The sequence below is a fragment of the Streptomyces sp. NPDC002536 genome, from assembly GCF_053594995.1.
In genome coordinates this window covers 96,877-110,088 of sequence record NZ_JBSFWU010000001.1, presented here as the reverse complement: position 1 = coordinate 110,088, position 13,212 = coordinate 96,877, and the positions used below count along the sequence as shown (strand labels likewise).

Here is a 13,212-nt window from a genome sequence, read left to right as displayed (position 1 = left end):
AACCCAGGGGAGGGAACATGCGCACGGCACGCAGATGGCTGCCGGCACTGGTGATGTGCATAGGCACACTCGCCGGCGCCGCACCGGCCCTGGCGGCCACGGCCGCCACCGGGACGAACGCCGGGGAGACGCAGGAGACCGCGGACATCAAGGACCGCATCCTGCAGATCCCCGGCATGCACTTCGTCGAGGAGAAGCCCTATCAGGGCTACCGCTACCTCGTGCTCACCTACACACAGCCGGTCGACCACCGCCACCCGGACCGCGGGACGTTCGAGCAGCGCTTCACCCTGCTGCACAAGTCCACGGACCGGCCCACCGTCTTCTACACCTCCGGCTACAACGTCTCCACCACCCCGTCCCGCAGCGAGCCGACGCGCATCGTCGACGGCAACCAGGTGTCGATGGAGTACCGCTTCTTCACTCCGTCCCGGCCGCAGCCGGCCGACTGGTCCACGCTCGACATCTGGCAGGCGGCCAACGACCAGCACCGCCTCTACCAGGCCCTGAAGACCGTCTACGGCAAGAACTGGCTGGCGACCGGCGGCAGCAAGGGCGGCATGACCGCCACCTACTACCGCCGCTTCTTCCCCCACGACATGAACGGCACCGTCGCCTACGTCGCGCCCAACGACGTGCACAACGGCGACGACCGCCCGTACGACCGGTTCTTCGCCACCGTCGGGGACAAGGCCTGCCGCACGCAGCTCAATTCGGTGCAGCGCGAGGCGCTCGTGCGCCGTGACGAGATCGTCGCCCGCTACCAGAAGTGGGCCGACGAGAACGGCAAGACGTTCAAGGTCGTCGGCAGCGCCGACAAGGCGTACGAGAACGTCGTCCTGGACCTGGTGTGGTCGTTCTGGCAGTACCACCTGCAGAGCGACTGCGCCTCCGTGCCCGCGACCAAGGCCCCGACGGACGAGCTCTACAAGTTCATCGACACCATCTCGGGCTTCGACGGCTACACGGACCAGGGCCTGGAGCGCTTCACCCCGTACTACTACCAGGCGGGCACCGAGCTCGGCTCCCCGACCTTCAAGAGCCCTCATCTGAAGGGCCTGTTGCGCTACCCCGGCATCTACGCCCCGCGCAACTACGTGTCGCGCGACATACCGATGAAGTGGAAGCCGGGCGTCATGGCCGACGTCGACCGCTGGGTGCGCAACGACAGCACGCAGATGCTCTTCGTCTACGGCCAGAACGACCCCTGGGGTGCCGAACCGTTCCGCCTCGGCCGCGACGCCGCGGCCCGGCACGACTACCGCTTCGTCGCCCCCGGCGGCAACCACGGTTCGAACATTGCACAGTTGGTGGCCGACGAGCGGGCCACGGCCACGGCCGAGGTCCTGAAGTGGGCGGGCGTCGCCCCCGCGGCCGTCCAGAAGGACGAGCGGCACGCGAAGCCGCTGGCGCCGTACGACGCCAAGCTGGACGGCCGGCCCGTGGAGAGGGAGGCCGCGCTGCGGCCGTGAAGCCGCATCCGGCGTGTCAGGACAGGCGGCGGGCGCACCCCACGGGGGCCCTGCCGCCCACGTCCACGTAGAGGTCCGTACGCTCCGGGCAGTCGTCCCGCGTGGGCACCGTCTCCTCGACGCGGTACTCCGGCGCGTGCCTCGTCGAGCCGTCGCACGCCGTCTCCTTCACCACCCCTTCGCGCTCCGTGTAGACGCAGTCCCCCGCCACCGTGAGCGGCCCACCGCCCATTCCGGGGTCGCCGGGGTGCGGGGGCCGCAGGTTGCGCATGCACGCGTAGCCCTCGGGCGAGCTCTCCCGCTCCGAAGTGCCGGTGTCGACGGCCGCGATGTGCAGGACGAAGTCGGTGTCGTCCGGGCAGCGCGGCCCGCTCGCCTGCGGGCCGCTGTAGCGGGCCAGCACGCTGGCGGCGGCCTCATCGCTCGCGCAGTCGACCTCCTCGAAGGCCGCCCGGCCCCGGCCCCGTCCGGCGCACGTGCCCCGCGCCAGGAACTGCGCGGGGCGCCCCTGCCGCGCCTGCAGGGTCTGGCTGCCGGAGGCGGCGGCGTTCTGCACCGGCTGTTCCTGGCAGCCGCTCAGCGTGAACATCCCCGACAGCGTGGCCGACGCGAGCAACGCTGCGGACAGCAAGTGATGACGCATGATCCCCCAACCCCTGGCATCGGCCCACAGTTACCCGACGCGACCGGCACACGCCAGGCGTGCGCCGGGCTTCGCGCAGGGTGACCGGCCGTCCCTTCGTGCGCCCGCGGGGCTGCCCACCGCCGGCGCTGTCGGGAGGGGGTACGCCGACGGCGGGGTGCGGCCGGCCGCAGGCGGCGGAGAGGGTGGTCAGCAACGCGGCGGTCAGCGACGCCGACACCGCTCTGCGGAGGCTCCCCGGCTGCACGTCGCTTCGACGTACGGCGCACCGGAGCGGTTCCGTGCCCCGCGGCCTACTGCGCTGCGCGGTGCTGTGCCCTGCGGAGGCGTACGGGACGGCGCAGGGTGAGCAGCTTTGCGCGCGGGGCGAGCCGCCGGACCATCGCGAAGACCGACTCGGTGCGCGAGCGGTCGGCGTCCAGCACGGTGAAGAGGTTGACCCCGAGGTAGAACGTGCAGGCAGCGTTGGCCAGATCGCGCGGCGGAGTGAGGCGGGCCAGCGCGGTGCCGCCGATGACCCGCTCCAGGGTCTCCTCCATGAACGCCATCCACGGCTCGACCCGCACCTTGATCTCCTGGCGCAGCTCGGGCTTGGCCACGGCGGCCGCCACGAGCTCGGAGAGCAGGGCGATGTGACCGCCCTCGAGGTCGTCGCGGTAGATGCGGGTGGCGGCCGCCGCGAGCTCCTCCAGGGTGCGGCACTCGGCGACGGTGACGGCGTGCATCGCCATGCGTTCGTCGGACGACCGGTCGAGTGCGGCGAACAGCAGCGGGTCGACGCCCCCGAAGTGGTAGAAGATCAGCGCCGAGTTGACGCCCGCCTCCTTGGCTATGGTCCGCGCGCTGGCCTTGCCGTAGCCCTGCGTGCGCAGCACCGCCCCCGCGGCGGCGATCAGCCGTTCCCTGGTCTCCACCGACATGTGCCGCCCTCTCGACGAGCGTTCATCATACGGTTCAATCGATCGCTCAAATCGACCGGTCAGGAGGCCCGCTGCGGCCACTGCTCGCGCAGCACGCGCAGCGTTTCGCTGATGGCGGGCCTGCGGGCCGCTCCGGTGCGCCAGTAGGCGAACAGCCGGCGCACGGGGACGGGCTCCAGGGGTACGTCCACCACGCCCTCGGGCAGCGGTCCGCGGCCCAGCCGGGGCATGAGGGCGACGCCCAGCCCGGCCGCGACGAGGGCGACCTGCGTGTGGTTCTCCGCGGCCTGGTAGGCGAGGTCCGGCTCGCTGCCGAGGGCCCGCAGCGTACGGACCAGCCAGTCGTGGCAGACGGTGCCCGGCGGGTTGCTGATCCAGCGCAGGCCCACCAGGTCGCTGCGCTCCAGCCGTTCGCGTCCGGCCAGCGGGTGCCCCTCCGGTACGAGCACGTCGCACAGGTCGTCGCCGATCTTCGCCCGCTCCAGGCGTTCCGGCGTGGTGTGCGGCACGATGTCCCAGTCGTGCCAGACCGCGATGTCGAGGGCGCCCTGGGCCACCAGGCCGACCGACAGGTGGGGGTCGACCTCGATCAGCCGGGCGTCCAGCGCGGCGTGTTCGCGGGTGAGCTGGGCCAGCACGCCGGGCAGCAGTCCGCGTGCGGCCGAGGCGAACGCCCCGACGACGATCCGGCCGGTGGGCTGCCCGCGCCGCTCCTCCAGGTCCGTCTCCGCCTGCTCGACCATGGCCAGCAGTTCCCGTGCGGTCTCGGCCAGTTCGACGGCCGCGTCCGTGAGCATCACGCCCCGCCCGCGCCGTTCCAGCAACGTGGTGCGCGTCTCCCGCTCCAGCTTGGTGATCGACTGCGAGATCGCGGAGGGCGTGTAGCCCAGCGCGAGGGCCGCCGCACTGACCGAGCCGTGCACGGAGACGGCGTGCAGGGCGCGCAGGCGTGACAGGTCCAGCATGTGAGCCCCCGGGGTGTCCCTTGTCGGTTTCCGCTCCGTCGATTGCCGTTGGCTGTTGAGCGTTGACTGTTGAGCGTTACTGAATCCCATGATGAAGCAGCCCGTGCTGGTGCTGAACGATCGGGTGCCGTGATGCTGATCGCATGCGTCCGTTCCACATTGCCCTCGGCGTGCTCGTCGCCGCCCTCTGGGGCGTCAACTTCGTCGTCATCGACGTCGGCCTCGGCCACTTCCCGCCGCTGCTGTTCTGCGCGCTGCGCTTCCTCGTGGCAGCCGTGCCCGCCGTCCTCCTCGTCGGCCGGCCCCGAGTGCAGTGGCGGTGGGTCGTCGCGGTCGGACTGGTGCTGGGCGTGGCCAAGTTCGGACTGCTGTTCATCGGGATGCACGCCGGGATGCCGGCCGGGCTGTCCTCGCTGGTGCTCCAGGTCCAGGCGGTCTTCACCGCCCTGTTCGCCATGGCCGCCCTGGGCGAACGGCCCGGCCGCGTCCGGCTCCTGGGCATGGCCGTCGCCCTGGCGGGCATAGCGGTGGCCGCCGTCGACGAGGGCGCCTCGGGGCCGCTGACGGGCTTCGCCCTCGTGGTGGCCGCCGCGGCCTTCTGGGGCGTCTCCAACGTCCTGACCCGCAAGGCCGCCCCGCCGGACGCCCTGCGGTTCATGGTGTGGGTCAGTGCGGTCCCGGTGCTGCCCCTGCTGCTGCTCTCCCTGCTCTTCGAGGGCCCGGCCGCCGACGCCGCGGCGCTGGGCTCGCTGGACTGGAGCGGCGTGGGCGCCGTCGTGTACGTCGCCTGGATCACCACGCTGCTCGGCTTCGGGATCTGGGGGTTCCTGCTGCGCACCTACGACGCCTCGACCGTGGCCCCCTTCTCGCTGCTGGTGCCCGTGTTCGGCATGTCCTCCGCGGCCCTCCTGCTGGGCGAGGGGGTGAGCCCGCTGCGCTGGTGCGCGGCGGCCCTCCTGGTGGGCGGGGTCGCGCTCACCTCGCTGCCGGGGCGGCGGCGAGCAGCTCCCGTAGGTACTCCCGCCCGTGGCCTGCCAGTTGCGCGAAGTCCGCGGCCTGCGGGTACCAGCGCTTCTCGTACTCCCAGCACAGCCAGCCGTCCCAGCCTGCCGCGGTGAGCGCGCTCACGCAGCCGGCCAGCGGCAGCACCCCCGCGCCCAGCGGCAGCGGAGCGGTGTCCTCCGCGGAGGCGACGTCCTTCACCTGCACATAGCCCAGGTGCGGGGCGAGCGCGGGGAAGGTCGCCTCCGGCGGCTCCCCGCCCCGCCAGGTCTGCAGCACGTCCCACAGTGCACCGATGCTGCCGTGCCCCACCGGGCCCAGGACGCGTACCGCGTCCTGGGCGCGGCTGTGCGAGTCGTGGGTCTCCAGCAGCACCCGCACGCCCGAGTCCACGGCGAGCGGGGCGATGGCCCCCAGCCGGCGTGCGGCGACGGCGTCGGCCTCCGCCGCGGGCGGATCACCGGCGCCGGGGAAGACCCGCACGTACGGCGCCCGGAGCTCGCCGGCCAGCCGCACCAGCTCCGCGAGGTCCTCCAGCACGGGGCCGTCCGGGCCGGGCGAGGCGACCCGGACGTATCCGGCGAGGCACAGCAGTTCCACGCCCGCATCGGCGAACGCCGCGGACACTCCGGCCCGTTCGCCGGGCGGGATGCCCGGGTGCACGGGTTCCTCCGGGTGCGTGCGCAGTTCGACGCCGTCGTAGCCGCAGCTCCTGGCGAGGCGTACCACGTCGGGGACGGGCAGGCCGGGGACACCGAGGGTGGAGAAAGCCAGTTTCATGGAAAGCGGCTTCCCCGCCCGGCGGTCCGGAATGCGCCCCGTACGGCAGACGGGGGTGCTAGCTTCGCGGGATGACGGCCAGGGAGTCGGCCGACGGCACGGTCCTCCGCATCGCCATGAACGGTGCGACCGGCCGGATGGGCCACCACCAGCACCTCGAACGCTCCGTCCTCGCACTGCGCGACCAGGGCGGCCTGCCACTCGCCGACGGGACGGTCCTGCAGCCCGAACCGGTGCTCGTCGGGCGTGACGCACGCAAACTGGCGACGCTCGCCCGGCAGTACGGGATCGCACAGTGGTCCTGCGACCTGGACACTGTGCTGTCCGACCCGACCATCGACATCTACTTCGACGCACAGGCCACCTGCGCCCGTGAGGACGCAGTGCGCAGGGCCATCAGCGCGGGCAAGCATGTGTACTGCGAGAAACCCGTCTCAAGTGACCACGCAGGCGCGATCCGTCTGGCCCGCCTGGCGGACGCTGCCGGCGTGCGCCACGGCGTCGTCCAGGACAAGCTCTTTCTTCCGGGGATCCGCAAGCTCAAACGGCTCGTCGACGGCGGCTTCTTCGGGCGCGTGCTCTCGGTGCGCGGGGAGTTCGGCTACTGGGTCTTCGAAGGGGACTGGCAGAGCGCCCAGCGGCCGTCGTGGAACTACCGTGCGGCGGACGGCGGCGGCATCGCCGCCGACATGTTTCCCCACTGGGAGTACGTGCTGAGGGAGCTGTTCGGCCCCGTGCGCACCGTGCAGGCGCAGTTGTCGACGCACATACCCTGCCGCTGGGACGAGCAGGGCAAGCCCTACGAGGCGACCGCCGACGACGCCGCCTATGCGGTCTTCGGCCTGGAGGGCGGAGCCGTCGCCCAGTTCAACTCCTCCTGGGCGGTGCGGGTGCACCGGGACGAGCTGCTGGAGCTCCAGGTCGACGGGACGGACGGCTCGGCCGTCGCCGGACTGCGCGGCTGCCGCGTGCAGCACCGCTCGGTCACTCCGCGGCCCGTGTGGAACCCGGACGTCCCGGCCGCCGACGCCTTCCGCGCCCAGTGGCAGGAGGTGCCGGACAACGGGGAGTTCGGCAACGCCTTCAAGACGCAATGGGAGCTGTTCCTGCGGCATGTGGCGCGGGGCGAGCCCTGGCGCTGGGACCTGTTCGCCGGGGCGCGCGGCGTGCAGCTCGCCGAACTGGGCGTGCGCTCCTCGGCCGAGGGACGCAGGCTCGACGTGCCGGAGCCGGCCCGGTGATCCGGCTGCCGGACACGACGGGGGCACTGCGCCACTACGTGCCCAGAGCCGACCCGCAGCCCGTGGCGCCGGGCCCGCCCCCGGTGTCCCGGACCGCCTTCGCCGCCGCCCACGTCGTCGCCGACCCCTTCGGCAACACCACGCCGCACGGCCCGGCAGCCCTCGACTGGGACGGCACACTCGCCTTCCGCCGGCACCTGTGGGCGCACGGCCTGGGGGTGGCGGAGGCCATGGACACCGCACAGCGCGGCATGGGTCTGGACTGGCCGGCCGCCGCCGAGCTGATCCGCCGCACGGCCGCCGAGGCGGCAGCCGTGGGCGGCCCGCTCGTCTGCGGGGCGGGCACGGACCAACTCGCCCCGCCCTACGGTTCGCTGACCCTCGCCGACGTCGTGTCGGCTTATGAGGAACAGCTGTCGGCGGTCGAGGGCGCGGGCGCCCGGGCGGTCGTGATGGCCTCCAGGGCGCTGGCAGCCGTGGCCACGACTCCGGACGACTACCGGGAGGTTTACGGCCGCCTGCTCCGTCAAACTGCTGCACCGGTCATCCTGCACTGGCTGGGCCGGATGTTCGACCCTCAGCTGAACGGCTATTGGGGCAGTACCGACCCGGACGAGGCCACCGGCACGCTGCTCGCGATCGTCGCCGAGCACGCGGACAAGGTCGACGGGGTGAAGGTGTCCCTGCTGGACGCGGAGCACGAACGGGCCCTGCGGCGCCGGCTTCCGGACGGCGTGCGCTGCTACACGGGCGACGACTTCCACTACCCGGCACTCGTCGCAGGGGACGGCGGACACCACAGCGACGCCCTTCTCGGCGTCTTCGACGCAGTGTGCCCTCTCGCGGCGCAGGCGTTGCGCTTGCTGGACGGCGGCGACCGCTCCGGCTTCCGCGCACTGCTGGATCCGACCGTTCCACTGGCGCGTCATCTGTTCGCGCCTCCGACGCGCTTCTACAAGACGGGAGTGGTGCTGCTGGCCTGGCTGTCCGGCCACCAGGCCCACTTCGCCATGGCGGGCGGCCTGCACTCCGCCCGGTCGCTGCCGCACCTCGCGCGTGCCTATGAACTCGCGGACGGGCTGGGCCTGTTCCCCGATCCGCAGCTGGCCGAGGCACGCATGGGTCGGCTGCTGGCCGTGCACGGGGTGGAGCAGTGAGCGGCATCGACCGGTTCAGCATCAACCAGCAGACCGTTCGCCAATGGTCCCTGCCCGAGCTGGTGTCCGGCTGCACGGCGGCCGGAGTACGGAACGTCGGGCTGTGGCGGGAGCCGGTGCAGGCGTACGGACTGCGGGCCGCGGCACGGCTGGTGCGGGAGGCGGGGCTGGCGGTCAGCAGCCTGTGCCGGGGCGGATTCCTGACAGCCGCCGACCCTGCGGAGCGGATCGCCGCCGTCGACGACAACCGGGCGGCGATCGAGGAGGCGGCCGTCCTCGGCACCGGAACGCTGGTGCTGGTGTGCGGCGGGCTGCCGCCGGGCAGCCGTGACCTGTACGGGGCGCGTGAGCGGATCGCCGACGCGCTGGGCGAGTTGGCACCGTACGCGGCGGCCCACGGGGTGCGGCTGGCCGTCGAGCCGCTGCACCCGCTGTTCGCGTCCGACCGCAGCGTGGTCTCCACCCTCCGCCAGGCCCTCGACCTCGCCGAGCGCTTTCCGGCGGAGCGCGTGGGGGTGGTGGCCGATGCCTACCACCTGTGGTGGGACGACACGGTGGCCGGGCAGCTGGCACGGGCGGGGGAGGGCGGACGCATCGCGGCCCTCCAGCTCGCCGACTGGGTCACGCCCCTGCCCGAGGGGGCTCTGCTGGGGCGGGGGCAGCTCGGCGACGGTGCGGTGGACCTGCGGTGGTTCCGCGAACGGACCGATGCCGCGGGCTATGCGGGCCCGGTCGAGGTGGAGATCTTCAGCCCGGCGCTGTGGGCGCGGGACGGGGCCGACGTGCTTGCGGAAGTGCTGGACCGGTATCGGACGCACGTGCTGTGAACTGGGGTTCCCCACCTTCCGTAACGGAAGTGTAACGCCTTGGATTCGCTGCAACCGTTCGCGGCTCCCGTGGGTCGTACTGTGCATCAGGCTTCCTGGGGAGGGATCCGGGGGGATTCGGAGGAAGCCGTTGCAAGGGGGGACCCGAGGGGCCCGGTCGACGGACCGGGCCCCTCGAATGCGTAAGCGGAACCGCGGATATCCCCAGCCCCGAACGCCCTGTCGGACGGCACCGGTACCGTCGGGGCATGGTGCAACTGGCAGTGGTCGAAGGGGTCCTCGAAAGGATCACCTACGCCAACGAGGAGAACGGCTACACGGTCGCCCGCGTCGACACCGGCCGCGGCAGCGGCGACCTCCTCACCGTGGTCGGCTCGTTGCTCGGCGCGCAGCCGGGCGAGTCGCTCCGGCTGGAGGGCCGCTGGGGCTCCCATCCGCAGTACGGCCGCCAGTTCACCGTGGAGAACTACACCACGGTCCTCCCCGCCACGATCCAGGGCATCCGCCGCTACCTGGGCTCCGGCCTGATCAAGGGCGTGGGCCCGCGCATCGCGGACCGGGTCACGAGTCACTTCGGCACGGACACCCTGGACATCATCGAGAAGGAGCCCGCGCGCCTGATCGAGGTCCCCGGCCTGGGCCCCAAGCGCACCCGCTCCATCGGCGCCGCCTGGGAGGAGCAGAAGGCCATCAAGGAGGTCATGCTCTTCCTCCAGTGTGTCGGCGTCTCCACGTCCATCGCCGTGCGCATCTACAAGAAATACGGCGACGCCTCGATCTCCGTCACGCGCAACCAGCCCTACCGGCTGGCCGCCGACGTCTGGGGCATCGGCTTCCTGACCGCCGACCGCATCGCCCAGTCCGTCGGCATCCCGCACGACAGTCCCGACCGCGTCAAGGCGGGCCTGCAGTACGCCCTCTCCCAGTCCACCGACCAGGGTCACTGCTTCCTGCCCGAGGAGCAACTGATCGCGGACGCCGTGAAGTTGCTCCAGGTCGACACCGGCCTCGTCATCGACTGCCTCGCCGACCTGGCCTCGGACGAGCACAGCGAGGACGGCGCGGGCGTGGTCCGCGAGAGCGTCCCCGGCCCGGACGGCGGCGAGCCCGTCACGGCCGTGTACCTCGTGCCGTTCCACCGCGCCGAGCTGTCGCTGGCCGGCCAGGTCGCGCGCCTGCTGCGCACCGAGGAGGACAGGCTCCCGGCCTTCCAGGACGTCGACTGGGAGCGGGCGTTGGCCTGGCTGTCCGGGCGCACGGGCGCGGAGCTCGCCGCCGAGCAGCAGCAGGCGGTCCGGCTCGCGCTGACCAGCAAGGTCGCGGTCCTCACCGGCGGCCCGGGGTGCGGCAAGTCCTTCACCGTGCGCTCGGTGGTGGAGCTGGCGCGCGCCAAGCAGGCCAAGGTGGTGCTCGCCGCCCCGACCGGACGGGCCGCCAAGCGGCTGTCCGAGCTGACCGGTGCCGAGGCCTCGACCGTCCACCGGCTGCTGGAGCTCAAGCCCGGCGGTGACGCGGCGTACGACCGGGACCGGCCGCTGGACGCCGACCTGGTGGTGGTCGACGAGGCGTCCATGCTCGACCTGTTGCTGGCCAACAAGCTCGTCAAGGCCGTTCCGCCGGGCGCCCACCTGCTGTTCGTCGGGGATGTGGACCAACTCCCGTCCGTCGGCGCGGGCGAGGTGCTGCGCGACCTGCTGGCCGACGGCAGTCCCGTCCCCGCCGTGCGGCTCACACGGATCTTCCGGCAGGCGCAGCAGTCCGGCGTGGTGACCAACGCACACCGCATCAATTCCGGGGTGCCGCCCATCACTCAGGGGCTGGCGGACTTCTACCTCTTCGCCGAGGAGGACACCGACGAGGCGGGCCGGCTGACGGTGGACGTGGCCGCCCGGCGCATCCCCGCGAAGTTCGGGCTCGACCCGCGCCGGGACGTCCAGGTGCTGGCCCCCATGCACCGCGGCCCGGCCGGCGCCGGCACGCTCAACGGCCTGCTCCAGCAGGCCGTCACCCCCGCCCGCCCCGATCTGCCCGAACGCCGCTTCGGCGGGCGGGTCTTCCGCGTCGGCGACAAGGTCACCCAGATCCGCAACAACTACGAGAAGGGGCGGAACGGCGTCTTCAACGGGACGGTGGGCGTGGTCACGGCACTGGACGAGGTGGAGCAGAAGCTGACCGTGCGCACCGACGAGGAGGAGGACGTCGACTACGACTTCGACGAGCTCGACGAACTCGCCCACGCCTACGCGGTGACGATCCATCGCTCGCAGGGCAGCGAGTACCCGGCGGTGGTGATCCCGGTCACCATGGGTGCCTGGATGATGCTCCAGCGTAATCTCCTCTATACAGCGGTCACCAGGGCGAAGAAACTGGTGGTACTGGTGGGCTCCCGGAGAGCCCTGGGCCAGGCGGTGCGCACCGTTTCGGCGGGAAGGCGCTGTACCGCCCTCGACCACCGGCTCTTCACAAGCGGAGGAGGTGGTGTTCGTCTCTGATCAGAACGGTTTACCAATCAGGGCGAAGGGGGCAGGATGGGCGGGTTGGACGGCACTCAGTGCCGTTCTTGGGCCCTATGGCCGACCCCGAGTGCACGTACATCGTCCAAATGGGGGAAGGTAGGGGTAGTCAGGGCACCTCGAAGAAGAGGCACAACGTCGGTGAGGGATGACGTGAGCGAGAACTCTGTAGTACTGCGGTACGGCGACGGCGAATACACCTACCCGGTGGTCGAGAGCACCGTCGGCGACAAGGGCTTCGACATCGGCAAGCTCCGCGCCCAGACCGGTCTGGTGACCCTTGACTCCGGCTACGGCAACACTGCCGCCTATAAATCCGCGATCACCTACCTCGACGGCGAGCAGGGCATCCTCCGCTACCGCGGTTACCCGATCGAGCAGCTGGCCGAGCGCAGCTCGTTCCTCGAGACGGCGTTCCTGCTGATCAACGGCGAGCTGCCGACCGTCGACGAGCTGGCGGCCTTCAAGCAGGAGATCACCCAGCACACCCTGCTGCACGAGGACGTCAAGCGGTTCTTCGACGGCTTCCCGCGCGACGCCCACCCGATGGCCATGCTGTCCTCGGTGGTCAGTGCGCTGTCGACCTTCTACCAGGACAGCCACAACCCGTTCGACGAGAAGCAGCGTCACCTGTCCACGATCCGGCTGCTCGCCAAGCTGCCGACGATCGCGGCCTACGCCTACAAGAAGTCGATCGGCCACCCGGTCGTCTACCCGCGCAACGACCTCGGCTACGTCGAGAACTTCCTGCGCATGACGTTCTCCGTGCCGGCCGCCGAGTTCGAGCTGGACCCGGTCGTCGTCAACGCGCTCGACAAGCTGCTGATCCTGCACGCGGACCATGAGCAGAACTGCTCGACCTCGACCGTGCGCCTGGTCGGCTCCTCGCAGGCCAACCTCTTCGCGTCGATCTCCGCCGGCATCAACGCCCTGTGGGGCCCGCTGCACGGCGGCGCCAACCAGGCCGTGCTGGAGATGCTGGAGTCCATCGCCGCCTCCGGCGGTGACGTCGACGCCTTCATCCGCAAGGTGAAGAACAAGGAGGACGGCGTCCGCCTGATGGGCTTCGGGCACCGCGTCTACAAGAGCTTCGACCCCCGGGCGAAGATCATCAAGGCTGCGGCGCACGACGTCCTCTCCGCCCTCGGCAAGAGCGACGAGCTGCTGGACATCGCGCTCAAGCTTGAGGAGCACGCGCTCAGCGACGACTACTTCGTCTCGCGCAACCTCTACCCGAACGTGGACTTCTACACCGGTCTCATCTACCGGGCCATGGGCTTCCCGTCCGAGATGTTCACCGTGCTCTTCGCGCTCGGCCGGCTCCCCGGCTGGATCGCCCAGTGGCACGAGATGATCAAGGAGCCGGGCTCCCGCATCGGCCGTCCGCGCCAGATCTACACGGGCGTCGTCCAGCGCGACTTCGTCCCGGTGGAAGAGCGCTGACCCGGCTCCACGCCTGAGCAGAGCATCTGAGCAGGAAAGCAGAGAAAAAGCGCCCCGCGTCCGATCCCCCCACGGGTCGGAGCGGGGCGCTTTTCCGTAACCCCGGCCCGGATTCCCCCCACGGGATCCGTCCGGGAGCCTCGGTACGCCTGGGCTCACGCCTGCGCGATCTGCCGGAACACGTACGGACGGGAGGGCCGCTCAAAGCTCCCCGGGTACGTGCCCCGGCCACGCGTGGCCGGTACCGTC

At 71.4% G+C, this 13,212-nt stretch carries 10 protein-coding genes and 1 pseudogene; 7 read left to right on the top strand and 4 right to left on the bottom strand.

From position 1 onward, the window contains the following. The first annotated feature begins 17 nt into the window (after positions 1-17). On the top strand, positions 18-1,472 hold the full coding sequence (locus tag ACWD4B_RS00485) for a S28 family serine protease (protein ID WP_451418645.1): 1,455 nt from the start codon (positions 18-20) through the stop codon (positions 1,470-1,472). Positions 1,473-1,488: 16 nt separating this feature from the next. Here the strand turns inward: ACWD4B_RS00485 and ACWD4B_RS00480 are convergent, their stop codons facing one another. The 3 genes from ACWD4B_RS00480 to ACWD4B_RS00470 all read right to left on the bottom strand — a co-directional run bounded on the left by ACWD4B_RS00480 (position 1,489) and on the right by ACWD4B_RS00470 (position 4,000). Continuing rightward, on the bottom strand, positions 1,489-2,115 hold the full coding sequence (locus ACWD4B_RS00480; protein ID WP_451418644.1) for a hypothetical protein: 627 nt from the start codon (positions 2,113-2,115) through the stop codon (positions 1,489-1,491). A gap of 293 nt (positions 2,116-2,408) precedes the next feature. Further along, positions 2,409-3,035: a TetR/AcrR family transcriptional regulator gene (locus tag ACWD4B_RS00475; protein ID WP_451418643.1), complete on the bottom strand. Its 627-nt coding sequence runs from the start codon at positions 3,033-3,035 to the stop codon at positions 2,409-2,411. 59 nt (positions 3,036-3,094) lie between these two features. Continuing rightward, a complete protein-coding gene (locus ACWD4B_RS00470; protein ID WP_451418642.1) occupies positions 3,095-4,000 on the bottom strand; it encodes a LysR family transcriptional regulator in 906 nt (301 codons plus the stop codon). Positions 4,001-4,143: 143 nt separating this feature from the next. Between ACWD4B_RS00470 and ACWD4B_RS00465 the strand changes: the two genes are divergently transcribed. Beyond that, positions 4,144-5,118, top strand: coding sequence for an EamA family transporter (locus tag ACWD4B_RS00465; protein WP_451418641.1), 975 nt, complete (start codon positions 4,144-4,146; stop codon positions 5,116-5,118). On the opposite strand, the pseudogene ACWD4B_RS00460 reads toward ACWD4B_RS00465, so the two are convergent. After that, positions 5,066-5,782, bottom strand: a pseudogene (locus ACWD4B_RS00460) (sugar phosphate isomerase/epimerase family protein); the annotation flags it as partial. The gene ACWD4B_RS00465 and the pseudogene ACWD4B_RS00460 overlap by 53 nt on opposite strands. 71 nt (positions 5,783-5,853) lie before the next feature. Here ACWD4B_RS00460 and ACWD4B_RS00455 point away from each other — a divergent pair. The 5 genes from ACWD4B_RS00455 to ACWD4B_RS00435 all read left to right on the top strand — a co-directional run bounded on the left by ACWD4B_RS00455 (position 5,854) and on the right by ACWD4B_RS00435 (position 12,963). Further along, positions 5,854-7,023 carry a Gfo/Idh/MocA family protein gene (locus tag ACWD4B_RS00455; protein ID WP_451418640.1) on the top strand — a complete coding sequence of 390 codons (1,170 nt, stop codon included), beginning with the start codon at positions 5,854-5,856 and terminating at the stop codon, positions 7,021-7,023. Continuing rightward, entirely contained in the window at positions 7,020-8,180 is a 1,161-nt protein-coding gene (locus ACWD4B_RS00450) for a dihydrodipicolinate synthase family protein (RefSeq protein WP_451418639.1), read from the top strand. The genes ACWD4B_RS00455 and ACWD4B_RS00450 overlap by 4 nt, the downstream gene beginning before the upstream one ends. Next, complete coding sequence (locus ACWD4B_RS00445) at positions 8,177-9,007, top strand: sugar phosphate isomerase/epimerase family protein (RefSeq protein ID WP_451418638.1); 831 nt, start codon at positions 8,177-8,179, stop codon at positions 9,005-9,007. Before ACWD4B_RS00450 ends, ACWD4B_RS00445 begins: the two co-directional genes overlap by 4 nt. Before the next feature lie 248 nt (positions 9,008-9,255). Beyond that, positions 9,256-11,499, top strand: coding sequence for an SF1B family DNA helicase RecD2 (gene recD2 / locus ACWD4B_RS00440; RefSeq protein ID WP_451418637.1), 2,244 nt, complete (start codon positions 9,256-9,258; stop codon positions 11,497-11,499). Between the two features lie 174 nt (positions 11,500-11,673). Then, positions 11,674-12,963 (top strand): citrate synthase, encoded by a 1,290-nt coding sequence (locus tag ACWD4B_RS00435; RefSeq protein ID WP_390781068.1) that lies wholly within the window; start codon positions 11,674-11,676, stop codon positions 12,961-12,963. The last annotated feature ends 249 nt before the right edge of the window (positions 12,964-13,212 follow it).